Source organism: Sporofaciens musculi (assembly GCF_009830285.1).
Lineage (GTDB): Bacteria > Bacillota > Clostridia > Lachnospirales > Lachnospiraceae > Sporofaciens > Sporofaciens musculi.
Genome location: NZ_WUQX01000001.1, coordinates 132,886 through 158,151 on the forward strand (window position 1 = coordinate 132,886; position 25,266 = coordinate 158,151).

Genomic DNA, 25,266 nt, shown 5'->3' on the forward strand with positions numbered 1-25,266 from the left:
GCCCCTTTCTATTCCACGCCTTCTACAATTCCGATATATGGGAGATTCCTGTACTTCTGGGCATAATCAAGCCCATATCCCACTACAAACTCATCTGGAATCTCAAAGCCCACATAATCCACCCTGACATCCCGAACTCTTCTGTCCGGTTTATCGAGAAGCGTGCATAATTTCATACTGTTTGGGTGTCTTTTCTTAAGAACATCTAACAGATAATACAGTGTCCTTCCCGAATCAATAATATCCTCCACCACAAGCACATCCTTGCCCTCCAGCGATTCGTCCAAATCCTTAACAATCCTTACCACGCCGCTGGATGTTGTTCCGTCTCCGTAACTGCCTACACTCATAAAGTCCATGGATACAGGAACGCTGATTCGCTTCGCAAGCTCACACATGAAGAACACTCCTCCTTTAAGAATACAGATTAGATGAATCTGCTTCCCCGCGTAATCCTCGCTGATTTCACGTCCCATTTCCTCAATCCTTTTCGTAACCTCTGCTTCCGAAATCATTACTCTGACGCTTTCTCCCATCGTCTTGTCCTCCGTAAAATTTCAATTCCAGGATTCTCCTGGTCTTGCCTGTAATCTGATACTTCTGATTCTGTCTGTACCCGACAATCCACATAATATGCTTTCCATCTGCCACAAGCCATATTCCGTCTCTTAAACTGCCTGGTATCTTCTCATTAATAAAATACTGCTTCAGTTTCTGGGTGCCGCCATCCTTAGAAATGGTAATATAGTCGCCTGGCTCCCTATGTCTGATTTTAACAGTATTTTTAATTATATCATAATCAAACCATTTCGTGTAGGGGTTTTCAGGAAATATTACCATATCTCCCGTCCGATCAAATACTCTTGCCTCAACAGGACATTCTGGGTATTCTGTTTTTGTATCCGAACTAATCATATCTGACATTACAGACAATTCAATGCCTGCATAACTCCGCCTAGCGCACATATGATATGGTAAATGAAGCTGCCTGCCCACCTGCCGATTTAGCAGCTCCTCCAATTCTTTAATATGAATACTTCCGATATCCTTTCTTCTTCCTGCCACACGACAAAGCATTTCATGAAGCACAAATCCCCTAAGCGCCATAGGGACCTGCCGAAATTCGGTCTCAAAAAGTACTGCTTTTGTAACTCCGTCTTCCAAACCCTCATATTGGATACACAGCCCCTCATACCGCTTTGTCTCCTGCTCCACATACTCTCCCACCATCCGCATACTCTCCATGGTTTCTGACATATGGAAGACTGCCTGTCTGTTGACCTGTTCTTCAAGATAAGGAATCACATGACTTCGGAGACGGTTCCTGGTATAATCATCCGTAAAATTTGACTCATCCGTACAATAAGATATTCCCCGATTTTCAAGATATGATTCAATTTCCTCTCTTTTCAGGCATAAAAGGGGGCGAATCCATGGTTCAGAGACAGGCGCAATCCCCCCAAGGCCTTTAAGACTGCATCCCCGACACAGATTCCAAAGCAGCGTCTCTGCATTATCATTCTGGTGATGAGCAAGAGCAATCTTCGTACCATTTTCCTCACGCAGCACCTTCTGAAATATCTCACGCCGTACATCCCGTCCTGCTTCCTCCAGCGTCAAACCGTTTCTTCTGGCATATCCGCCCACATCCTCATAAAATGTCCGCAGCTCTACCCCCTGCTTCTTACACATAGTTTCCACGTACGCCGCGTCTGCATCCGCCGCATTTCCTCGCAGACCGTGATGCACATGGACTGCCATCACAGAAAAGCCAAACTCCCTGCTTAACTCTAAAAGCATGAAAAGAAGGCATATGGAATCTGCACCTCCCGATACGCCTGCTATCACCTTATCATCTTCATCCAGCATATGATAACGCTGAACATAATCCTTTACCCGCTGATACATAAATTTATCCTTCTGCTTAATTCTGTACATAGCTTAGAAAACGTCGTAATAAATATATCTAAATCTATCGTAAAAAGCAAGCTAAAGTTTCCACATTCCGATTACCAGCACCGTCATATCATCCACGGGCACCTCCTCTGTCCATGCCAGCACCTGCTCCAGAATATGATGAGCCAACTCCTTCGGATTCACAATATCCCCATCCTGGATAAACTTCTTCATCAATGTTTCCTGCTCCCCTACCGGCAACGCATCCATGACACCGTCTGTCACCATAATCACATAATCCCCTGACTCAAGCTTCCTCTCCACAGGCTCAAGCTCAAGCTCACGAATCACACCCACAGGCAGAGAGGTAGAGGTAATTGCTTCGACAGAATCCTTCCTCTTGATAAACGTAGTCGAAGCTCCCGCCTTCACAAACTCGCAGGTTCCGCTGTACAAATCAAACAGACTGGCATCAATGGTGGAAAAACGCACCTCCTCACGCGCAATCACTAACGCCGTATTCATCAACTGGATTGCCATTGTGACAGGGAAGCCTGCCTCCAGAAGCTCCTCCAGCATTTCAACCACCATCTTACTCTCCTTAAACGCCTCCTCACCAGAACCCATACCGTCAGAAAGGGCAATTCCCTTTTTGCCGCCCGGAAGGTCTGTCATGAGAAAGGTATCGCCAGAAATCTTTCCGCAGCCCTTTCCAATCTTCGCAACCCCCTGGAGGGTGTGATATCTGGCGCTTTCCACACAGGCAACCGTACAGTATTCCTCCCCCACAAGAGGACGCTCCCCCATCTGAGGCGTCATGGTTCTTCCCGTACATGAGCCCACAACAGAAGCCAACTCCTTCGTGGCGATTACATGTCCCTTCATGGACTTTACAGTAAGATGAATCTCATATTTTCCCTGAGCCGTCATATAAAACACAGATGACAACATTCTTGCCCCGCCTTTACGAAGCTGAGTCTTCAGACGTTTTTCCAGATGCTCGTCCTCAAAAATTCCGGCATCCAGCTCGCGGGTGGTATGCTGAATCATTTCTGCAAAACGGTTCAACTGCTGCGCATAGCCCTCCCGATTCTCTACAATCTTGTTGCTCCACATCATTATTTTTTTTGCATGTTCAAAGGTTTCCAGCGTCTCCCGCAAAAATCTTGGCGCCATGATACACCTTTTCTGCAGGCTCCTTTTTAATTCGACGCTTAACTCTGCGCCAAAGTCCTCCACAGTACAGAGAATTTCATAGAGCATCTGATATGTATGGACCCGATTCTCCCCCAGACACCACTCCCTTTTCTCACAGTTCTCACAGACTTTATCCGTAACCTTCAGGAACATCTCCTCAACTTCCTCCTTTGAAAATGTTCCTTTATAATCCTCCAGCGTAAGAAATGTTTTTGACAAATGCACCAAAGAATCTGCAAACTTGTCCATCTGTACGACATATGGATTGATAAATGCCGTCTTTTCCTTTATTTCCACCATTTTTTACTCCCCTTTCAACGGTTTTCAGACATAATTTTCAAAAAACAAAAAATAAAAAGCCTTAGGAACATCTCCTAAAGCTTATCCTCTGTCTATTATTTTTCTTTTAGTATAATCTCGTTCTCGTGAACCAATCCCAGTTTATCCCGCGCAACGTCTTCCACATACTGGTCTGTCCCCACATACTCGCGAAGCTCATCAATTTCTTCCGCGCGCGCTTTTTCTTCCTTAATCTGTTGTTCCAAATCCTGCTCTTGCCCCAGATATTCCTTTTCTTTGGCTCTGAGGGATATACTGTTAGCCGTCACAACCGCAAACAAAAGCAAAACGACTGCGCTGACCGCCAGCACACTCCTCTTATGGCGCTGCATACGCCTCCTCCGATGCTTCTTCGGACGTTTCTTCTCTGTATTACCCATATAATTTTCACCCTTATTTACAGGCACCCCTGCCCGTTATACTCACCCTTATCTTAACTTTTTTCTTCTTTTTTATCAAGCCCCTGGCGCAAATCTTTCTCTTTATTGCCGTAAATCTTTTTGAATAGTTTTTCCTCTCTGTCGAGAAAAACCCACATCAAAATCACTCCAAGCCCAACACCTAGTATAAAATACCAGCGAATACTACCATCACTTGTATGGTAAATCTGCACAAACATATAGACAGCAGAGCCCATCCAGAAAATTAAATCCTCTGCGCCAATGGCCGCAAGGGTATGGCTGACAATCCGACGGAAGCAGCGGATACATTGATAGATAAGCCTCACAATCCCACCGGATACTACTGCTGCCAGGAACACCATCATTTCCTCTCTGATTCCCATCATAGCGTCACCTGAACAGCTTTGAGAACAGGTTCTCCTGCTGCTTTGCATGCGCCTGGACGTCTGAATAGGCAACACTGTCAATATTTCCAGAGAGGTCCACCTCTCCCTTTTCCACACTCAGCCGGTTGACATGCAGATCTGTTCCCTTCACCATCATCATCCCCTGCTCTGTCTCCAGAAGAATCTCATTCAAGTCAAAAGATAACACATCGATCACACCGGTCACCATGCTGGTCTTTCGGTTATTAATCACCAGCTTATGATTTTTCTGTACGGTTCTTTCTTCCATGCGCTTCACAACCTTTCTTAATAATCATATGAAAGGCTGCCGCCAAATATTACAAATATTTGAACAAGTCTTTTGCTTCTTCCTTCTTTGTAGTATCCTGAATGTCCAAAACCTCTACTTTTACCGTCTTTGTACCAAACTGAATCTCAATCACATCTCCAACCTTTACCTTCACGGAAGCCTTTGCCACCTGGCCGTTCACGGTCACTCGCCCTGCGTCGCACGCTTCATTAGCGACAGTCCTGCGCTTAATCAGACGTGATACTTTTAAAAATTTATCTAATCTCATGAAATATTTCCCTTTCTTTATCGTATAAAATCGTATACCCAAGGGCATGTATTACGGTGTGCCCTTTAGATATACGATAATAAAAAAGGATGCCCGAAGGTCCTATCCGACCCCCGCGGCATCCTAATCCCCATGTCCGGCAACCGACACAACATATATCCTACTCCATCCCTGCCGATTACCTATACAAAATGAATTACTCGTTGACAGCGTCCTTAAGCGCTTTACCAGCTTTGAACTTCGGAGCCTTGCAAGCCTCAATCTTCATCGTCTTGCCAGTCTGCGGATTCCTTCCTTCTCTTGCCTCTCTCTTGCTTACTTCAAAAGTACCAAATCCAACTAACTGAACCTTGTGCTCTTTCTTTAATTCATCTGTTACTACATCAATAAAAGCCTTTAACGCTTTTTCAGAATCCTTCTTAGATAATTCTGCCTGGTCAGCAATCGCTGCAACTAATTCTGTCTTGTTCATGGATAATTTCCTCCTCTTGTTTACATATAGAATCCCTTATTTATTCTATTATCTATTATGCGGTCCCCACACAAACGTCGCACAAAGACCTATAGATACAGTTATAACTGCTTTCCTGATAAATGTCAAGGCAAATTATTGGGTTTTCACCGTATTTTCAGGGTTTTTCGGAATTCTAAAGCATCTTGTTAATCATGGACAGAACTTCTTCACCAAGCTTCGCTGACTTTTCATCTGCATCTGCAAGAGAGCTTCCCTTAATACCATAGTAGAACTTCACTTTCGGCTCTGTTCCAGATGGTCTTACACACAGCCATGCGTCGTCCGTCAGGTCATAGTAAAGAACATTGGACTTCGGCAGACCGGTTCCTGTCACTTCACCTGTAGCGATATCCTTGATTGTCTCTGCCTGGTAATCTCTTGCCTTCACAACCTTGTATCCTCCCACCTCTGCCGGTGGATTCTTGCGCAGCGTTTCCAGAATCTCCTGAATCTTCTGTAATCCTTCGATTCCCTTTAATGTAATGGATTGGATATCATCTTTATAATAGCCGTACTTGTCATACATGTCCACCATAGCGTCCCACAGCGTCTTGCCCTGGGTCTTATAGTAGGCAGCCGCCTCGCACAGCGCCATAGTCGCAACAATCGCATCCTTATCCCTTGCATGGGTTCCAATCAGACAGCCATAGCTCTCCTCAAAGCCAAAGAGATAAGAGCCCTTACCGGTTGTCTCAAATCCCAGAATCTGCTGCCCGATAAACTTGAAACCGGTCAGCACTTCAATCAATCCGATATCATAGCCCTTTGCAATGGCATCTGCCAGATTGGATGTAACAATGGTCTTAATCAGATATCCGTCCTCTGGAAGCCCCTTTGTCGCTTTGCGCTGTCCAATCTCATAATCTGCAAGGAGACAGCCGGACATATTACCTGTCAGTACCTTATACTCGCCTGACTTTGCATCCTTCACATATACGCCGAGACGGTCTGCATCCGGATCGGTGGCAAGCACCAGATCTGCATCTACTTCCTTCGCAAGCTTCAATCCCAGTTCAAATGCTTCCTTCGCCTCCGGATTCGGATAAGAAACAGTCGGGAATTCACCGTCTGGCAATTCCTGCTCCTTTACAACATAAACATTCTTAAAGCCAAGTTCTTCCAAAATACGCCTTGCCGGAATATTGCCTGTTCCGTGAAGAGGGCTGTATACAATCTTGAGCTCATTTCCAACTGCGTCGATAGAATCCTGATGGATTACCTGCTTCTTAAGCTCTGCAATATAACCGTCGTCTACTGACGAGCCGATAACTTCATACATTCCTGCCGCCTTGGCTTCCTCAAGCCCCATGGTCTTGACTGTATTGTAGTCTTCAACAGCCTTTACCTCATCCATGATGCCTTTATCGTGAGGAGGCGTAATCTGTGCGCCATCCTCCCAGTATACCTTGTATCCATTATACTCTGGCGGATTGTGGCTTGCCGTAATGTTAATGCCAGCGATACATCCAAGAGAACGTACTGCATAAGACAACTCCGGCGTAGGACGCAGAGAGTCGAACACGTAGGCCTTAATTCCGTTCGCCCCAAGGCAGAGAGCCGCCTCGTCTGCAAATTCCGGAGACATACGGCGGGAATCATATGCGATTGCTACACCCTTCTTCTGTCCATCCTTGCTGATTATGTAGTTCGCAAGTCCCTGAGTTGCCTTCCTTACCGTATAAATGTTCATGCGGTTCGTTCCTGCACCGATGATTCCCCTAAGGCCCGCCGTACCGAATTCCAAATCCTTATAAAAACGCTCCTTGATCTCGTTATCATCATTAGCAATGCTTCTTAATTCTTCCTTTGTTGCATCATCAAAGTATGGGTCATTCAGCCATCCTTCATATCTTTCACGGTATTCCATTTTTGTACCTCCTGTCCTTAATGATTCTATTATACAACAGGAATCTACAAATGAAAAGAAAATATATCTTCTAAAAACCGCTTCTTTTCCTCCGTCTGCCGAATTGCCATACTAAGCTTCTCAATACTCTTTGCGGAAATCCACGCTTTATTGGAATGATAGTAGGAATTGGCAACCTTCCAGAATTTCTCTGGATAGATAAGCCTCACCTTCAGATACTCCATTTCTTCCCTGGAAAGGGGACGGATTGCCGAATATGTATTCAGCATATTGTCACCGAGGCGAACCTTCCACCCCTGCTTCTCCATCACCTTCCGCAGAAAATAATATAAATCCTCCACCTGTACATCCCTCTTGAATTTTTCAAAATTCGTAACCGCAATCTGGTATGGCTCCCGCCTGTGGCTGTGTTCTGCCGAAAGCATCAAGATATTATGATAGTTATACTCCCCGTGAGTCATACAGCCCTTTTCCACGCTCTCCCGATAGATTTTGTCGTAATCAGAATTCTCCAGCTCATTGATCGCACAATCTGCCCACTGATACATTTGCTCAAAATATTTCAGAAAAGCTGACTCAAACTCTCCCTTAGGCGATATCCCGCGCATGAATTTCCGCACTTTCTTTAATTCTCGGTTGTGACGAAGATATTCCTCTCCCAGATGCGCCCCTGGCGCAACGCTGTTTGCCAGACTTCTGCACATCAATACATGCAGCTTTGCCAAATTTCCTGACGCCGCAAGCAGCTCGGCCGGTTTCTTAATATCACACTCCCGCCCCTGGAACCAGGATTTCAGCAGATATTGGCATCCATCCTCCGATGCGGCAAGATATTCCCCTTCCTTTGTCTGTATGATTCTGTCTGTTCGGGTATATCCTTGCTCATTAAGATACTCATGCAACTCATACAACGCAGGAATACGCTTTTCTGACACCTTAACTTCCTTCAGCAGCAGAAGCCCCTGGTCTGAGTCGCATAAAACAGCACCCCTCGTCTTGCGGGTGCCGCTGACTTCTACATCATACTGTTCTAATACATTTAGTTCATACTCCTGCATATCCATCCCCTGCACTTACATTACATATTCTCTCTAACGTATGATGGGAATGTGAAAAATATGCAGCTTACATCCATTCTGAAGCCACCTTCAACAATTTTTCTTTCTCGTTATACTTCGGTTCCTCTATAACCCGTTCCAATAATTTATTTAAACACGCGCCAATCTCCTTTCCTGGCTTCATCCCAAGCCCAATCAGGTCTTTCCCCGATACTGCCAGGTCCTTCAGGGCCACGCACTGATTTGCCTGTACAATCTCCTGATATAATTCCTCAATTTCCTCCAGATTCTTTATCTTCTCGTCCCGTCTGTACATACTCTGTGCCAGTACATCCGCTCGGCGCACTTCCATATAGTATGGAAACAAATCCTCTCCAATCTGATTCATGGCCCGACGCACATTCTTTGCCGTTGCCGGCATCCGGTAGTCATGAAAGCAGACCAGCCGTGTCACCTTGTTTAAGGTGTCGTTATCGAATTTCAACCGTTTTAATACATCCTTTGCAATCACCTGGCTTTCTTCGGCGTGTCGTTTAAAATGTGCCACGCCCTCCTCATCTATCGTCTTAAGAGCAGGCTTTCCCATATCATGGAGAAGCATGGTCAGCCTTAACACCTTATCTGCCCGAACATTTTTCATGGCATGAAGTGTATGCCCGCCCACAGAATACATGTGGTGCGGCGTCTCCTGGTCCGTTTCCATAATACGGTCAAATTCCGGCAGAAATACTCCCGTAATTCCCAGTTCATATGCATCCCGCAGCAATTCCGGTCTGTCGGACATAACTATTTTCACAAGCTCTGCCTGAATGCGCTCTGCACTGATTTTTTTTAGAGTATGCGCAAGCTTTTCCATTCCACGCCTTGTACCTTCCTCAATCCTAAATCCAAGCTGCGATGCAAAACGTACTCCCCTCAAAATCCTCAGGGCATCCTCAGAGAACCTCTCCCTAGCATTTCCCACGCATCGAATCACATTGTCCTTTATATCCCTGATTCCGCCGAAAATATCCACCAGCCCGTCCTTTTCGTTGTATGCCATGGCATTGATGGTAAAATCCCTTCTCAATAAGTCTTCTTTCAGATTCCTGGTAAACATCACTTCTTTTGGATGGCGGCTGTCCTCATACTCCCCGTCAATTCGGTAGGTCGTTACTTCAAAGCCTTCATCCCCCATAAGCACAGTAACCGTCCCATGCTCAATCCCCGTATCGAAAGTCCTATGGAATAATGCCTTCGTCTCCTCCGGCATAGCTGATGTGGTGATATCCCAATCCTCTGGCCTCCTTCCAAGGATTGAATCCCTGACGCATCCGCCTACTGCATATGCCTCGTATCCATGATTCTGTAGTATGGTAATGATTCTGTCTACTCTCTCAGGCAGCGTGATTCGCAGATTTTCCACAATATCTCCTCCAAGTCTCTCTGATTTTCCACCCTTGCCTCATAAGATGGATAAATACTATCATTTATTATCATAATATAATATGAAAATATACAGAAATCAACTATATTCTATTACTTAGTCAGTCTGCATATGGTATAGGTAAAAGCAATAAGAAGGTGTTGCAGATGTTGAACTATCTTTGGGCGGGTATGATATTGATTGGTATCATATTTGGCGCTTTTACCGGAAGGATGCCGGATATTACCAACGCCGCCCTTGATTCATCCAAGGAGGCCATTACCCTTTGCATTACTATGATGGGGGTCATGTCCTTCTGGGTGGGGCTGATGGAGATTGCCACCAAGGCGGGAATCATCCGTGCGGCATCCCGAAGGATACGGCCCCTCGTAAATTTTCTGTTTCCGGAGCTTCCAGGCGACCATCCGGCTCAGGAGCATATTACTACAAATATTATTGCCAATGTGCTGGGGCTTGGGTGGGCGGCGACGCCGGCAGGGCATTGAGTTATAATAGTGACAGGTTGAAGAAATCATTGAAAAATCAAAGGTTTCCACCGATTTAGTCCTAATGAAAAAATGCAACTTTTTAACAGAAGTGCTTCATTTTTTATCTGGACGGCGCCGATTTTAAGAGAAAAATGGAAAACATGTCACTAATGGAACGTGGAGAGTCTAAAGGCTATGGAAGCGTTTATCTTGTCTGCCACAAAGGAGGGTAGGACGGCAAAAACTGAATATTTTTTAATTTAGATAGGACTAAATTAGTGAATTGACTTAACGTCATAAAACTAGCTTAGTCCTATTTTTGTTTTAATTGATATTGATGTAACTAAAAAATGTTAGTAAGACAAAAAACGAATTCGGGTTGACAGTTAGCCGCTTTTTGGGTAACTGGCAGCACGAATCCACAAGGGTTTGGGAGTGTAGCTCCCAAGAATTACAATGTAGCAACAGCAGAAGAATATTATAAAACAGTTTGATGTCTATGAAAAGGATGGAAAAGGTGTGAATTAATTGAAAGAATCAGCTGTGAAGCTAGAATCAATTGCATTAAACGGCTGACCAGCGGATTAAAAAATCCGAAAGATGATTTGTCAAGAATACATATAAAGACATTATCATCAAGGAAGTATTGGTTATAAGGAGGACAGGCTATGGCAGCAATTACAGCGAAAGGTGCAGAAAAGAAAGATACTCGCACAATTACTTTCAAAAACGATGAACACAAAAAATTTTATAAAGAATATCTGCAGAAGTGCAGATATCAGGATGTGTACCATAAGGCATTGATATACTGCCTTGGGATTAGCAGTGACACAAGGGTAAATGTAGACAGAATTTATGATTTTAAAACAGGATGCGTAAAAACGGAGTGCCTGCATGAAGGCTGGCAGACTAGCGGAAGTGCGAAAATTGTACGGATGGCGTTTAATCTCTATTGTAATGGAACGCCAAGCGTCTATGATACGGAGGATGTGGAGGAACAGTTAAAGGAGTACCGCTGTTATACAGTGGAAGATTTATTCTGCTGCGGCTATGCCAGATATTTTTGGGAGGCAGTCAAGCTCCGCTATCCGGAATACTGTTTTTATGTGGATATGGAGGATTTATATGCTTAAAATCAGGATGCAGGGGACAAAGAAAGACCTTCACTGGTTCCGGCGGCTTTTAGAGCGGCAGGAGGATGTAGATGTGAAGTCGGTATCAGAACCGTTTGTAAACAAAGGGACAAATAAATATTTCCGTGTGTATGCGGAAGTGGAGAGAACAGAAAAATAGATTAGAGAATCAGGAGGAAAGTATCTATGTGCAGAGTGATCGCAGTGGCAAACCAGAAAGGCGGAGTGGGCAAGACTACAACGTGTGTGAATTTAGGGATCGGGCTTGCAAGGGCAGGCAAGAAAGTATTGTTGGTAGAGGCAGATGCGCAGGGCAGCATGGCAGTGAGCCTGGGGATTGCGGAGCCGGACGAGCTGGATGTGACGTTAGTGAATATCATGGAAAAGGTCATCAATGATGAAGATGCAGAGCCTGGCGAGGGGATTATCCACCATGGGGAAGGGATTGATTTTATCCCGGCAAATATCGAACTGGCAGGCTTGGAAACGGCCCTGGTAAATGTCATGAGCCGGGAAACGATACTGCGCCAGTATCTGAACAGCGTAAAGAGGGAGTATGACTTTGTGATTATTGATTGTATGCCTTCGCTTGGAATGATAACAATAAACGCCCTTGTAGCGGCAGACAGCGTACTGATTCCGGTGGAGGCGGCGTATCTCCCGGTCAAGGGGCTTCAGCAGCTTATCAAGACGATTGGACGGGTTCACAGGAAGCTGAACCCGGCGCTTAACATCATGGGGATTCTGCTGACAAAGGTAGACCGCAGGACAAACTTCGCAAGGGACATTTCAGCGCAGATCCGGGAGGTATATGGGAACAGGGTACATATTTTTGAGAACTGCATCCCATTGTCCGTAAAGGCTGCGGAAACCACGGCAGAGGGGAAAAGCATTTATCTCCATGACCCAAAGGGGATTGTGGCAGGCGGCTACCACTCACTGACACAGGAGGTGCTTGCGGATGAAAAGTAAGAGCGCAGAGAAGGTGAAGCTGAACAGCTTTGATGATTTATTTGGCATAGATGAAGCGGGGGAAACGGTTACTTCCGTTCCCCTAAATGAATTGCATACGTTTAAGGGGCATCCATTCCGGGTGCTAGACGATGAAAAGATGCAGGAAACGGTAGAGAGTGTTAAGCAGTACGGCGTGTTAATGCCGGGGATTGTGCGCCCGCATCCGGAAGGCGGCTATGAGGTCATTGCAGGGCATAGGCGGTGGCGGGCCTGCGAGCTTGCAGGGCTTACGGAAATGCCTGTCATTATCCGGGAAATGGATGATGATACAGCGGTAGTCCTGATGGTGGATACGAATATCCAAAGAGAAGATATTCTGCCGAGTGAAAAGGCAAAAGCGTACCGGATGAAATATGAGGCAATGAAGCATCAGGGAAGCAAGGGGGAGAAATATACTGCAGACGCTATCGGGGAAGCCGCCGGGGACAGTGGGAGGACAGTGCAGCGTTATATCCGGCTGTCGGAACTGGTGGAGGAATTGCTGGATTATGTGGATGAAAATAAAATCCCTATGGTGGCCGGGGAGAAATTGTCTTACTTGAAAACGGAAGAACAGGCATGGGTTGTGGATGCCATCGGAAACAGCGGCATATTCCCATCGAAAGTGCAGGCAGAGCAGTTAAAGGCAGGCAGTGAGGCAGGGGAATTGACGGAAGGGAATGTATATGCGGTTTTAATCCGGAAAGAGAAAGAAAATGTGAATGTGACAATCTCCGCAAAGAAAATCCGCAATTATTTCCCGACAGGATATTCCAAAGAGCAGATTGAGGATGTGATCTACACGCTTCTGGAGGAATGGAAGCAGAAGGAGGGAGGGACGAAAGATGCAGGAATTACAGTTTGATTATTACCGGGGCATGGAAGCGGAGCAGTACACGTTCTATCGGATTCCGAAGGTTCTGTTTACTGCAGAATGTTTTAAGTCTCTCTCCTGTGAAGCGAAGGTTTTATACGGTCTTTTATTAGACCGTATGAGCCTTAGCATCAAGAACCGTTGGTTTGACGAAGAGGACAGGGTGTATATTATTTTTACGGTGGAAGAGATTATGGAACTCATGTGCTGTAAAACACAGAAAGCAGTAAAGCTGATGAAAGAACTGGATTCTGACGGTGGGATAGGATTGATTGAAAAGAAGCGTTTAGGACTTGGAAAACCAAATGTTATTTATGTGAAGAATTTTTTGATTAAAGAAGTTGAGCCATCGCCCGAGTCCGATGAATTACCAGAGAACCTGCAAGAAACCGGGACAAAACCAGAACAGGGAGTAGAAGAAACAGGCGGAAGCACACAGTCTTTCCAAAATCAAAAAACAAGAATTTTGAAAATCAAAAATCAAGAGTTTCCAGAATCAAAAAACAAGAATTTTGAAAATCAAAAATCAGGAGTTTTGAAAATCGAAAAACAAGAATTTCCAGAATCAAAAAACAAGGATTGGTGAAAATCACAATTCAAGAATGGTGAAAATCAAAAGACAAGAACTTCGATTTTCAAAATCTAATGATACTGATATTAACAATACTGATTTAAGTGATACTGAATTTAGTGAAACAGAATATAGCAAGACAGATCTTAACGATACGGAATCTGGTGTGTCTGTTATCCATCCTAATCCTATCCAGTCCAATCTATCTATCTCTGGTACAGCGCCGGATGTGATGGATGAGATGGATGCCTACCGGGACATTATCCGGGAACACATATCTTACGAGTGTTTTCAGGACGGACGCTATCACCGAAGGGAGGACGTGGATGAACTGGTAGAGCTGATGGTGGAAGTGATGATGCTGCCGGACAATGGCACAGTGCGGATCGCAGGGGTGGAAAAGCCGGTGGCGGTTGTCAAGAACCGGTTTATGAAGCTGGAGCATGGGCATATGGAGTATATTTTAACTTGTCTGGGCGCAAATACAACGAAGGTGGGCAATATCAAGGCGTATCTTTTGACAACGCTGTATAATGCCCCGCTGACCATAAGCAATTATTATACGGCGGAGGTAAACCACGACCTGTATGGGAGTGGATGAAAAAGTGTGGGGAATATTAGGAATAAAATTGTTTCGGTGTGTCAAGCGTGATATACTGAATGCAGATACAGATTGGAGGAAAGTATGAAAATAAGTGAATTTGTAAAAAAAGTAGTAATCCCGGTTGCATCAGCACTGTTTTTGGCGGCATTGTTCCGTCCGCTGTGCATGGAGAATGGGGAGTGCAATTATTTGAACCTGTGGTGGTTCATGGGGATTCCATTTGGCATACATAGGATGTTTTTCTGGATTATCCCGAGAGGCTATGACATTGGCGGCACGGTGGGCATCCTGTTTCTCAATGTCCTTGTGGGCGGCGTGATTGGAGGGATCGTTCTTGTCTGGAGATTGCTGGTGGCCGCAGTATATCTGGTGAAAGCGGTCGTGGCAGTGTTCAGATGGACAGTGAAAAAAATGGCCGGGAAGCCTTGCAGGGCATGATTGGCGCGTGAAAGAAATAGAAAGGACAGGCAATACAGGCATAAATTGAATAATAATCCGTAAAAACAGCTTGATACACGGCTGTTTTTTTGTTGTCCAACTTTACGGCACGGTGTCGCAAAGCCGGGGACAGGGCTTGACGGAATGGCGGATGTAAAGCGGGCTGCACACTTTACGACACGATGACGCAAAGTTCCGGGAGAAGATTCAGACCAGGGAGGAGGTGCATATTGGGCAATCGTGCAGGGTCGCAGGACTTGATTGAATTGGGCAACCGTATCCGTGACCGGAGGAATGAGATCAGCATGTCACAGGAGAAGGTTGCGGAACAGGCAGGGATCAGCGCTAACACCGTCAGCCGCATTGAGGGCGGGCAGTCTGCGATGTCCATAGAGATATTTATAAAAATGGTGCAGATACTCGGCGTGGATGCGAACGAGCTTCTTGGCGTAAGCAGCCAGACAAAGGAGGATGGGCGGTGCCGGAAGATGTTCTGCCGCATCCGGCATCTAAAACAGAGTGAGCAGACGGTGGTTTTACAGACGATGGAGGCGTTGGTTGATGGACTGCGGCAATGCAGGTGATGTGATTTACCACAGTTCTTGAAGTTCCACAAATATGTTGCCCTTTCCGGAAATCTCCACATATATGTTGGGGTAAACAGAAGGGTAGGCTGTTACACTGGATACATCAAAAGAAAGCAGCCACAGGAAAAACGGTGATGGAAGGGGGATAGAAGTTAAGCAGCTAAAAAAGCCAGGATTATCAGGAAAATGCAGGGATAAAGATATGGGCTGGCAGGGGCAGTAAAAGGAGTTTCAGGCTCCCGTTAAAAAAAACGGGCGAGCCGGGAGCCATTTTTTACTGCCTTCCTGCTGTATTGGATGATTCCTGTGATGCCAGCTTTCCGAGCCGCCCGCAGCCTTCGGGCAGAAAGGCGGCTATATATGCTGACATTGCAGGAATTGAAACAAATTGTGGATGTGCCGGGTTTGGGGGTAAAACTTCCAACGGCAAAACAGCTAAGGACATCCAGATCGGCAATCGCGCAGGAAAGGCTTGGCTTGGATTCGGAAATATCCGCTTATCAGAGCGGTTATGTGCTTTATCAGGTGGGAAAACATTCCACAGTGTTTTTACTTCACTCATGCAGGGATTATCTGTATCTGGCAGATGGAAAGGCGGTTATCCTGCCGGAACATTTTTTTGAAAACAGGGAATGGTATCTGCGGCTTGTACTGGAAGGCGAAGACCGGCTGAACCGGAACCATGAGGAAAAGGAACGGAGCTGGAATGTTTCTTACAGCGCTGTATCCGAGGATTGGCCGGTAGTAGAAAGCCTGGCAGAACCAATGTTAGACCATTTGACAAAGCAGGAAACGGTGGCAGAAATATTGGAGATTTTATCGGCAAGGCAGAAATATGTCATTCAAAAATACTACCTGCAGGAAGAAACACAGGAGCAGATTTCAAAGGAATTAGGCATCAGCCAGCAGGCGGTATCCGCGATGATTTCCCAGGCAGTCCGCAGTATCCGTAAAAATTATCCGGGTTTTCAGAACCTTACCGCCCGCAGCATATGTTACGGGGAGGGCAGGGCATGAGAGGGAAACAGCCGAAGGAACGGGATCATTATGTGCTGCGGATGGCGGACGGTACATTAGTGGATGTGACCAGGGAGGTTTATTTAGAATGGTATCGGTCACGGCGCAGGGAGCGGTATCAGAAGGAGCGGAGCCGGAAACATGGCATATGCAGTCTGGACAGCTTAGAGGGCAGGGGGAATGGTTCAGGGCATTTCCAGGATGTGGCAGAGGGATTGGAGGAAACAGTTTTGCGGAATATCTGCCGGGATAAAGTGAGGGAAGTCATGGAAAGTCTGCCCACAGAGGATGCCAGGCTGATTGAGCTGCTGTATTTTGCAGAAGCTACGGTAACAGATACGGCAAAGATCTTTGGCTGCAGCCGGAAAACGGTACAGAACCGCCGGAAACGGATATTAGAAGAGTTGTGCCGGAAAATGAAAGAGCAGGGGATTCAAGGGGGATATTTCTGAAAGCACATGGTTTTCCACTTTGCGACATCGTGTCGCAAAGCGGAGCCTGCCAATCAGAGGCATTTATTCGTATTGTATTTCAAATTCTTCTGGATTGTCTTTGATATTATTTTGTATATCAGGGTTTTCTGTATTAAATTCTGTAACGTATTCAAAAGAATAGGCTTCCTTATCTTTTTGTGCATTTTTTTCAGAAGTGAATACATCTACGGACACATTGTTAGGATATCCGTTTACATCAAAAGAAAAGTGTATACTGTGGAAATCATTGTCAAGGATATGCTGTATAATTTCCCTGGAACATGCTTCTTTATCCGATACATCATCTTCATCGGCAATGACATCAATATCCAGCTCATACCAGTCGGCGGATGTTGTGCTGTGGGAAGAGATAGCGTCCATTTCAATATATTCTTTGGAACACCCACATATTATGCTGCATGACAATAAAATTAAGATTCCTGTTTTCTTCATTTCCCGTAACCTCTAATAACCTAACCGAATGGTTCGGTTTTGAATAAAGTATACCATCTGGTGGTAAAATTTAAAAGAATGAATCTAACCAAACGGTGAGGTAAGATATGCATTACAGGCGGATCAGGGATTTGAGGACAGACCATGATTTACGGCAGATAGATGTGGCTGAGTTTTTAGGATGTCACGAAGGTGTATACAGAAGGTATGAGAATGGAGTGCGGGAAATTCCGTTATGGGCATTGCTAAGGTTGGCAGAACGGTATGATGTCAGTGTTGATTATATGCTTGGGATTACAGACAATAGAAGAAAATATGGTGAATAGGGTTATGGCACATTAATTTCTCATGTCATAACTCTTTTTTTCATATTATGCTCTCTGCAAGTTGTTTCATGTTGTCTCTCTTTTTTCGTGTTTTTTTTATCTACCTAACCAAACAGTCCGGTTTTGAGTGAGACATCTTAACCAATGGTAAGATAAAACACAGGTCTAACCGAATGGTGAGGTGTGGTATGTATTATAGGAGAATCAGGGATTTAAGGACAGACCATGATTTACGACAGGTAGATGTAGCTGAATATTTGGGATGCCATGAAGGTGTATACAGAAGATATGAAAATGGTTCACGGGAGATACCGATATGGGCATTGATGAAATTAGCAGAGTGGTATGATGTCAGCGTTGATTATATATTGGGTATCACAGATAACAGAAGAAAATACGGTGAATAAAAGGCTATGGGATGGAATCAGCCATGTACCATAGCCTTTTGTTGTGTAAGTGCTTCTGTAAGCATGTATTCGCTTTTCCGGTTTTAAATTATAGACAAATCCGAATTTAGCTTTGTATCTGTTCTATTACAAGATTTATATTTTCTTCAATGGGTTTTGTTCCGTCAATTCTTATGATAGGACATTTTAAAGACGATATCCATTTTTCGACAGTATCCTCAGTTCTTGATTTGACGAAATCAAAAAATCGTTCTTCCTGCTCATATAAATCCCCGCCAAATAACATTCTATTGCCAAATTTCTGAAAAGAACGCTTTTTGACTCGTTCTATCCGAATATCTTTGGGAACATTAATCAATACAGCATATTGAAAAAAAGAATAAATAGTTTCTTCATAGTCACCCTTTACAGACGAAAAAACAAAATTTTCATGTTTTTTAATCTCACGGAGCAGAAGCTTTTCAACCTCTTCACGAGTGCGTGGAGCCGCATAGACATAAGCAGGGTCTATTTTAGGGAAATACAAGTCTTCATTATCTATAAAATAAAAATGCAACTTCTCTGCAAGAGCTTTTCCCAGTGTACTTTTTCCAGTGCCGTTTAAACCACATATAATAATTCCTGTTCCCATAAGTCACTCTCTTAAATCTCGGTTTGTCCAGTGTTTATATTTTAGCATATCTAAATGTCTTTTTCATTCAATATTTCAGTTCATTTACAAAAATCCACAAAAAAATAAAAAAGTTTTCAAATCTGCTTGTATTTTACCTTTTCCAGCCTGCGATTAGTGAAAGGGTGACATTTCTGAATAATTTCCAACTACCACAAGTCAAAGATTTCCCCTTTCACTGTACCTTGAAAATTTCATAGCCTGCCCAGATTGATACCCAGTATTGAGTGTGCATCGTAAGCGTGCCTTGCCGGAGGAAACGCCCCAGGAAAGAGAAGCCGGGGCAGGGAACGGGTCTGGGAAGAACACAGGAAAACGCTCAATAAAATTATAACCAGTCCGGGAAACCGGGCTGGATAACAGCAGATGCCATGCAGGGAAGCCTTTTTGTCCGGGGTGTTTGAAGATACCAGGACAGGGGCTTTCCTGTATTGATGTGCTGTTATCGGCTGGCAGTGCAAATAAAACGAAGGGAGACAGGAATATGGGAAGATAGGGAATAAGAGGAAAAGACAGGATGATGGCAGTTATGAAGCTGCACAAAGAAGAAAGCGAGGGACAGAATATATTGAAAGGAAACGTAAAGAGGATTGTATCCGGTCTGCTGTCGGCGGCCACGGTCTTGTCAGCCTTCTTACAGCCGGTGGGAGCTTATGCGGCGGGGTCGGAGCCTGCGGCTTATGAAGCGGAGTACCCGGCTTTGGAGAAGGTAAAAGAAAAACTGGATGCGGATGAAATTGTGGCTGCAGGAGATCATACTGTGGAGATTGACAGCGGCTTTGACGTGGAGAATGATTTCTCCGGCATAGAGTTTTCGCCGGATAAAGTAAAAATCACATTCCATGAGGCGAAGGATAAAGGCGGAGAAAAGTTTGACATCGGGAAGGCAGGGACTTACAAAGCGGTTTATTTTGTAGAGCCTTCCAGTAAGAGTCCATCTTACCATGTCAGCCGGAATATTATTGTAAAGGAAAAAGCGTCTGTATCATCTTCCGAAAAGCCGATGGCAGATGGAGAAGGAAGCGGGAATAGCTATTCTGACAATTCGGAAGATAGTACAGAAGATGGGGAGGAAAATTTGCCGGGGCAGACGGCAGATATGGAAGAAATCTCAAAGAAATCCATGACGGAAGCCGAGATGGAGGCGGTCATAGAGGGCATGGAACAGGCAGAAGATACAAGGCAGGATGCGGAAATGATTGCAGAAGAGGAAGGTATCCTCCTGTTTGCGGAGAACCGGCAGATGGCAAGGACATCTGGTTCCGCAACAATGGTAAAAGGAAGGGATATTTATTATCCTGGCAATCTGGGGAATTATTCCACCTGTTATTTTACGGTAAATGGGAAGATTGCATACTGCCTGGAGTCTGCAAAGGGGACTCCGAATACCGGGAACTACGCCGCCCAGATCATAGATGGGAATCCGAACCTGCAGAAAGCGCTCTATTATGGTTACGGTGGCACAGGAGATGTGACCGCAAGCTATATGCCGTCCTTTGGGGAGGATTTAAAATATGTGTTCACCCACATTGCGGCCAGTTATTTTTACTGCGGCATGGATGGGTTTGCCGGATGTACGATGGATGATTTGCGGGAGTGCGGGGTGCTTGGATGGATCAATTATCTGGAAAGCCTGCCTGCGCCGCCCGATCCACAGATCAGCTTGAGCAAAACATCTTTAAAGTCAACTTATGACGGCAAGGAACAGATGACAGAAACAACGAAGCTGAACGGCGATTCCAGAAATTCCATCATGATTAAGTTGCCAAAGGATGTAACGTTCCATAATAAAACAGACGGGAGCAAACAGACCGGGGGAAATGTCCGTGTTCCCGGTGGGACAAGTTTTTATTTTACTGCCCCGGTGACGGTCAATGGTGACTGGAATACCGGTGCAATGAAGGGCAGTATCCGGGTGATATGGAAAGCGCTTGTCGTTCCCACGGGAAGCTCTACACAGGACATCGGGAGTTATTATGAGGAAGAAAGCGGCAATTCCGTAAGCCTTTCTGTGGACTGGCTGGAACGGGCAAGAGTGAAGGTGGTAAAGGTGGATTCCATTGCCAACGCAAAACTTTCCGGAGCCGTATTCGGCGTTTACCGGGATAAGGGTTGCACGGACTTGATTACCAGGATGCCTGCGACAGACAGCAACGGTGCGTCGGAAGTGGAAATTGTCATGACGCAGGATACGGTGTATTTGAAGGAGATCACAGCCCCGGCAGGATACCGCTATAATGCGACAGCTTACCGTGTGGCGCTGGAAGCGAATAAAACGACTTCCACTACTGTTCCGGATGTGGAACAGCTTGGAAATTTGACGGTTTATAAGGAAGGCGAAGTTTTGGTGGGTGCGGATTCCAATGAGAACGGCACAGCATTCCGCTATGAAAGCCGCAGGCAGAAAGGGGCAGTATTCAATGTCTATGCGGCAAAGGATATTACCACGCCTTACGGCTCTGTTGTCTATAAAGCCGGGGAGCTGGTAGCGGAAAACCTTACGACCGGGGACAATGGCTCTGTGACGCTGAAAAACCTGCATCTCGGCACATACCGGGTAAAAGAAATGCAGGCTCCGAAGAATTTCTATAATAAAGGGGAAACAAAAGATGTGGCGATCAGCTATGCCGGGCAGATGGCGGAGGCGGCATTTTCCGATACCACGTTCTTAAATGACAGGCAGAAAGCGGATGTGCGTGTGGTAAAGAAGGATAAAGATACGGGAAACGGTCTGGCAGGCGGGATTTTCGGGCTGTATGCCACAGAAAATATCACCAATGCAGACGGGAATGTTGTTGTGTCCAAAGGCGCACTGATTAGTAAAGTGACGACGGATGGGGATGGCAACGCTGCATTTTCGGCAGACCTTCCAGTTGGGTTTGGGTACGAGGTGAGAGAAATTCAGGCTCCGGAAGGTTATCTGAGGAATACGGAAGATGTGTATTCTTTCCGGTTTGGTTACACCAATGACCGGGAGGCAAAAGTGACATTCTCCCATATCTTTGCCAATGAGCGTGTGAATGCAACAATCCGCCTGCAGAAGAAGGATAAGGAGACTAACGTGAATGTTCCGCAGGGGGACGCAATGCTGGAACATGCCGTTTACGGCTTATATGCAAGGAATGACATTCTCCATCCTGATAAAAAGACAGGCGTCCTTTACAAAGCCGAGGAACAGGTGGGAACGCTGACAACGGATAAAGAGGGCAAGGCAGAGATTACAGACTTATACCTTGGGGAGTATTTTGTGAAAGAGATCACGCCGCCCACGGGTTATCTGACGGATGAAACGGAGTATGACCTGGTGTGTAACTACGAAGGAGATCTGGTTGCTACGGTGGAGCGTGACTGCACATCCCCGGAGCAGGTGAAAAAGCAGCCGTTCCAGATCATCAAGGCAGCGGACAATGGGAAAACCGATGCAGATTTATTATCCGGCGCAGGGTTTACGGCATGGCTGGTGTCTTCCTTGGATAAGAAAGAAAATGGCGGATATGATTTTGATTCCGCTGAACCTGTGGTAATCGGGGAGAACGGGGCAACGGAAATCTTCACCGATGAACGGGGCTATGCCTGCAGTATCTCTTTACCGTTCGGAACGTACATTGTGAAGGAAACGACTACGCCGCATAATTACACGCCGGTCAAGGACTTCCTTGTGCATGTCACTGAGCATAAGCCGGCAACGCCGCAGGTATGGCGGGTGCTTCTGGATGATGAATTTGAAGCGAAGCTGAAGATCGTGAAGCAGGATGATGAAACAAAGAAGGCTGTGCTTGCAGAAAATACAGAGTTCAAGGTGTATGACTTGGGCAACGAGAAATATGTGGAACAGGTGACAACCTACCCGACTGTGGTAACGCATAAGTCTTATTTTACGGACAGCGAAGGCTATCTGATTTTGCCGCAGAATTTAAAAATCGGTCATTATCGGATAGAGGAAGTCAACGCTCCGTTTGGTTATACACTGAATGAGAATTATTATGAAGTGTCCGTGGATTCCGATACGCTGTACCAGATGGACAATGTGTCGGGGGATGTGATCATTGATATTGTCTATGAAAACCATCCGGTCAAGGGTGAACTGCATATCGTGAAGAAAGGCGAAGTGCTGAACCGGTATGATGATAAGGATTTCCGATATGAAACAGAAAACCTGGAGGGAGCAGAGTTCAATGTCTATGCGGCAGAGGATATTTATACCGCAGATTTTCAGAAAGATGAAAACGGGAACCGGATTCTTGAATATGCTTCTGGCGCATTGGTAGAAACACTGGTGACGGATAAAGATGGGAAAGCGTCGATAGAAAACCTTCCTCTTGGCACATACCGGGCAGAGGAAACAAAAGCCCCGGAAGGGTTTGTGCTGAATGGGGAGGCGCAGACTATTACCTTTGCTTACGCAGACCAGAATACACCAATTATTGAGCAGACAGCCACATTTGAAAATGACCGCCAGAAGGTGGAGATTGCAGTGGTGAAGAAAGACGCAGAGAATGGCGCAACAGTAGAAGGTGCAGTCTTTGGGCTGTATGCCAAAGCGGACATTCTGGCACATGGGGAAGTGATTGTAAAAGCAGATACGCTGCTTGGAGAAGCCATGACCGAGGAAAATGGAAAGGCAGTCTTTAATCTGGACTTACCTTTCGGGGAATATTATATCCGGGAGGAACAGGCTCCAGCAGGCTATGTATCTTCCGATGAAACCATCGAAGTATCTGCAGCATACCAGGGGCAGGATGTAAAAGTGGCAGAATATGTCTCTGAATTTGAAAACGAGCCGACTGTTGTTTCCGTCAAAAAGACAGACCTTGCAACAGGCGTGGAACTGGAAGGGGCAACGCTGACTGTCCTTGACAAAGATGGAAACACCGTAGATACATGGAAATCCGTCAAAGGGGAGGAACATATCATTAAGCGGCTGACCGTAGGGGAAACCTATACGCTCCGGGAGGAATTAGCGCCTTATGGATATTTAAAGGCAGAAGAAATCACGTTTACCGTAGGAGATACCGCTGAAATCCAGAAAGTAGAAATGAAAGACGATGTGCCGACAGGTACGCTCCTGATTAACAAAGAAGGGGAATTTTTGGAGGATGTATCGCTGTTGGACAGCATTGGCGGGTGGATCACGCATCTGTTTGAGTACGTCACTGGTTCATTGAAAGACGTTGCCTTTGAAGTGTATGCTTTAGAGGATATAAAGGCGACAGACGGGGAGAGTGACGATTACTATAAAAAGGATGAATTGGTGGACACGATCATTACGGACGATACCGGGATTGCGAAATTAGAAAATCTCCCTCTTGGGAAATATTATGTGAAGGAGAAGGAAACGGCAGAGGGTTATGTTTTAGATGGCGAGATCCGGGAGATTGACCTGACTTACCGTGACCAGGACACAGCGGTTGTCACCTTTTCTACGGACTGGCAGAATAACCGCCAGAAAGCGGAAGTCAATGTAATGAAAACCGAGAAAGATTCTGACCGTGCGGTGGAAGGGACGGTCTTTGCCCTTTGTGCGAAAGAGGACATTACCAATAAAGACGGTGAGGTAATCATCGAAGCAGGTACGGTAATTGAGGAAAAAGCCACGGACAAAGACGGCAACCTGTCATTTGCGGCTGACCTCCCGATTGGATTTCCCTATTATGTGAAGGAAACCGCCCCGGCTCCGGGATTTACCAGTGAGGGCGAAATACAGGAATTTGACTTCACCTATGAAGATGCGGAAAAAGAAAGCGTTTCCTATGAGTTTGCTTTTGAAAACGTGCCTACGGTATTTGAGTTTACCAAAACATCCCTTACGGATGGCAAGGAGGTAGAGGGCGCGAAGCTGCAGGTGATGGATGAGGACGGCAATCTTGTGAATGAGTGGGTTCCCGGCAAGGAGCCGCATATCATAAAAGAATTGGTTGTCGGCAAAAAATATACTATGACCGAAACGCAGCCTGCAGACGGATATGTGACTGCCGAGAGCATTGAGTTTACTGTGGAGAATACAGGCGAAGTGCAGAAGGTGGAGATGAAGGATGATGTGACAAAGGTGGAGATTTCCAAAACAGACATAGCCGGAAAAGTACTGCCGGGAGCGAAACTTACCATCCTGGATAAAGACGGGAAAACAGTGGAGAGCTGGACTTCCGAAAATAAGCCGCATTATATGGAAATGCTGCCAATTGGGAAATATACGCTGCATGAGGAAAGCGCCCCGGACGGCTATCTTGTGGCGGAGGATGTGAAGTTTGAAATTAAGGATACCGGGGAAATCCAGAAGGTTGTGATGAAGGACGAAGCGAAGCCGGACGAGCCGGATCAGACGAAGGAAACGCCGAAACCGGAAACACCGTCTGCCGGGACTCCGAAAACCGGGGATGACAGGCCGCTCTGGTTGTGGCTTGCCTTGGCCGGGATTGCTGCCTGCGGGATTGCAAGCTCTGTGATTATATTCCGCAGAAAAGGGAAGGAGGACTGACAGCGTTTGGAGTAATCCAAACAATCGGTTATTGTAACAATATAATAAATCAATAAGGCATGGGCGTTTACGGAAGGAATCTGTAAGCGTTTTTTCATGCCTGTATATGGGGGACT

General features: G+C 45.6%; 24 protein-coding genes and 2 pseudogenes. 13 read left to right on the forward strand and 13 right to left on the reverse strand.

Going from position 1 to position 25,266, the window contains the following annotated elements; translation table 11 throughout:
* Positions 1–8 precede the first annotated feature (8 nt).
* The 11 genes from hpt to GN277_RS00690 form a co-directional block, all read right to left on the reverse strand.
* Positions 9–536, reverse strand: coding sequence for a hypoxanthine phosphoribosyltransferase (gene hpt / locus GN277_RS00640; protein ID WP_159749006.1), 528 nt, complete (start codon positions 534–536; stop codon positions 9–11).
* Entirely contained in the window at positions 481–1,908 is a 1,428-nt protein-coding gene (tilS, locus tag GN277_RS00645) for a tRNA lysidine(34) synthetase TilS (protein ID WP_159749008.1), read from the reverse strand. The genes hpt and tilS overlap by 56 nt, the downstream gene beginning before the upstream one ends.
* A gap of 81 nt (positions 1,909–1,989) precedes the next feature.
* Entirely contained in the window at positions 1,990–3,393 is a 1,404-nt protein-coding gene (locus GN277_RS00650; protein ID WP_159749010.1) for a SpoIIE family protein phosphatase, read from the reverse strand.
* A gap of 95 nt (positions 3,394–3,488) precedes the next feature.
* Positions 3,489–3,812, reverse strand: a complete 324-nt coding sequence (locus tag GN277_RS00655; RefSeq protein ID WP_159749012.1) for an FtsB family cell division protein — start codon at positions 3,810–3,812, stop codon at positions 3,489–3,491.
* Between the two features lie 53 nt (positions 3,813–3,865).
* Positions 3,866–4,219: a spore cortex biosynthesis protein YabQ gene (gene yabQ / locus GN277_RS00660; RefSeq protein WP_159749014.1), complete on the reverse strand. Its 354-nt coding sequence runs from the start codon at positions 4,217–4,219 to the stop codon at positions 3,866–3,868.
* Between the two features lie 4 nt (positions 4,220–4,223).
* The gene (gene yabP / locus GN277_RS00665) at positions 4,224–4,508 is read right to left on the reverse strand and encodes a sporulation protein YabP (RefSeq protein ID WP_159749016.1); all 285 of its coding nucleotides are present in this window, start codon (positions 4,506–4,508) and stop codon (positions 4,224–4,226) included.
* A 49-nt stretch (positions 4,509–4,557) separates the two neighbouring features.
* Positions 4,558–4,797 (reverse strand): RNA-binding S4 domain-containing protein, encoded by a 240-nt coding sequence (locus GN277_RS00670; protein ID WP_159749018.1) that lies wholly within the window; start codon positions 4,795–4,797, stop codon positions 4,558–4,560.
* A 196-nt stretch (positions 4,798–4,993) separates the two neighbouring features.
* Positions 4,994–5,302 carry an HU family DNA-binding protein gene (locus GN277_RS00675; protein WP_280178632.1) on the reverse strand — a complete coding sequence of 103 codons (309 nt, stop codon included), beginning with the start codon at positions 5,300–5,302 and terminating at the stop codon, positions 4,994–4,996.
* Between the two features lie 142 nt (positions 5,303–5,444).
* Positions 5,445–7,178: a phospho-sugar mutase gene (locus GN277_RS00680; protein ID WP_159749022.1), complete on the reverse strand. Its 1,734-nt coding sequence runs from the start codon at positions 7,176–7,178 to the stop codon at positions 5,445–5,447.
* A gap of 44 nt (positions 7,179–7,222) precedes the next feature.
* Positions 7,223–8,236, reverse strand: coding sequence for a CotS family spore coat protein (locus GN277_RS00685; protein ID WP_159756230.1), 1,014 nt, complete (start codon positions 8,234–8,236; stop codon positions 7,223–7,225).
* Between the two features lie 67 nt (positions 8,237–8,303).
* Positions 8,304–9,632 carry a CCA tRNA nucleotidyltransferase gene (locus tag GN277_RS00690; protein WP_204162805.1) on the reverse strand — a complete coding sequence of 443 codons (1,329 nt, stop codon included), beginning with the start codon at positions 9,630–9,632 and terminating at the stop codon, positions 8,304–8,306.
* A 176-nt stretch (positions 9,633–9,808) separates the two neighbouring features.
* Here GN277_RS00690 and GN277_RS00695 point away from each other — a divergent pair.
* The 10 genes and pseudogenes from GN277_RS00695 to GN277_RS00735 form a co-directional block, all read left to right on the forward strand.
* Positions 9,809–10,141: pseudogene (locus GN277_RS00695) on the forward strand (nucleoside recognition protein); the annotation flags it as partial.
* A gap of 656 nt (positions 10,142–10,797) precedes the next feature.
* Positions 10,798–11,262, forward strand: a complete 465-nt coding sequence (locus GN277_RS00700; protein ID WP_159749026.1) for a DUF6075 family protein — start codon at positions 10,798–10,800, stop codon at positions 11,260–11,262.
* The gene (locus tag GN277_RS29230; RefSeq protein WP_204162683.1) at positions 11,255–11,422 is read left to right on the forward strand and encodes a hypothetical protein; all 168 of its coding nucleotides are present in this window, start codon (positions 11,255–11,257) and stop codon (positions 11,420–11,422) included. Before GN277_RS00700 ends, GN277_RS29230 begins: the two co-directional genes overlap by 8 nt.
* 26 nt (positions 11,423–11,448) lie before the next feature.
* Complete coding sequence (locus GN277_RS00705) at positions 11,449–12,234, forward strand: ParA family protein (RefSeq protein WP_159749028.1); 786 nt, start codon at positions 11,449–11,451, stop codon at positions 12,232–12,234.
* On the forward strand, positions 12,224–13,120 hold the full coding sequence (locus GN277_RS00710) for a ParB/RepB/Spo0J family partition protein (protein ID WP_159749030.1): 897 nt from the start codon (positions 12,224–12,226) through the stop codon (positions 13,118–13,120). Before GN277_RS00705 ends, GN277_RS00710 begins: the two co-directional genes overlap by 11 nt.
* Positions 13,101–14,301, forward strand: a pseudogene (locus GN277_RS31960) (DUF6017 domain-containing protein). Before GN277_RS00710 ends, GN277_RS31960 begins: the two are co-directional and overlap by 20 nt.
* 84 nt (positions 14,302–14,385) lie before the next feature.
* The gene (locus tag GN277_RS00720; RefSeq protein WP_159749032.1) at positions 14,386–14,742 is read left to right on the forward strand and encodes a DUF6050 family protein; all 357 of its coding nucleotides are present in this window, start codon (positions 14,386–14,388) and stop codon (positions 14,740–14,742) included.
* 230 nt (positions 14,743–14,972) lie between these two features.
* Positions 14,973–15,326 (forward strand): helix-turn-helix domain-containing protein, encoded by a 354-nt coding sequence (locus GN277_RS00725; RefSeq protein ID WP_159749034.1) that lies wholly within the window; start codon positions 14,973–14,975, stop codon positions 15,324–15,326.
* A 312-nt stretch (positions 15,327–15,638) separates the two neighbouring features.
* On the forward strand, positions 15,639–16,346 hold the full coding sequence (locus tag GN277_RS00730) for a sigma-70 family RNA polymerase sigma factor (RefSeq protein WP_244324534.1): 708 nt from the start codon (positions 15,639–15,641) through the stop codon (positions 16,344–16,346).
* Positions 16,343–16,798: an RNA polymerase sigma factor gene (locus GN277_RS00735; RefSeq protein ID WP_159749036.1), complete on the forward strand. Its 456-nt coding sequence runs from the start codon at positions 16,343–16,345 to the stop codon at positions 16,796–16,798. Before GN277_RS00730 ends, GN277_RS00735 begins: the two co-directional genes overlap by 4 nt.
* 63 nt (positions 16,799–16,861) lie before the next feature.
* Here GN277_RS00735 and GN277_RS00740 read toward each other — a convergent pair whose 3' ends face one another.
* Positions 16,862–17,272: a hypothetical protein gene (locus tag GN277_RS00740; protein WP_159749038.1), complete on the reverse strand. Its 411-nt coding sequence runs from the start codon at positions 17,270–17,272 to the stop codon at positions 16,862–16,864.
* 107 nt (positions 17,273–17,379) lie between these two features.
* Here GN277_RS00740 and GN277_RS00745 point away from each other — a divergent pair, with 107 nt between their 5' ends.
* Positions 17,380–17,598 (forward strand): helix-turn-helix domain-containing protein, encoded by a 219-nt coding sequence (locus GN277_RS00745; RefSeq protein WP_159749040.1) that lies wholly within the window; start codon positions 17,380–17,382, stop codon positions 17,596–17,598.
* A 188-nt stretch (positions 17,599–17,786) separates the two neighbouring features.
* Positions 17,787–18,005 carry a helix-turn-helix domain-containing protein gene (locus GN277_RS00750; protein ID WP_159749042.1) on the forward strand — a complete coding sequence of 73 codons (219 nt, stop codon included), beginning with the start codon at positions 17,787–17,789 and terminating at the stop codon, positions 18,003–18,005.
* Between the two features lie 106 nt (positions 18,006–18,111).
* On the opposite strand, the gene GN277_RS00755 is transcribed toward GN277_RS00750, so the two are convergent.
* Entirely contained in the window at positions 18,112–18,636 is a 525-nt protein-coding gene (locus tag GN277_RS00755) for an AAA family ATPase (protein WP_159749044.1), read from the reverse strand.
* Positions 18,637–19,192: 556 nt separating this feature from the next.
* On the opposite strand from GN277_RS00755, the gene GN277_RS00760 reads away from it, so the two are divergent.
* Entirely contained in the window at positions 19,193–25,150 is a 5,958-nt protein-coding gene (locus GN277_RS00760) for a SpaA isopeptide-forming pilin-related protein (RefSeq protein WP_244324535.1), read from the forward strand.
* The last annotated feature ends 116 nt before the right edge of the window (positions 25,151–25,266 follow it).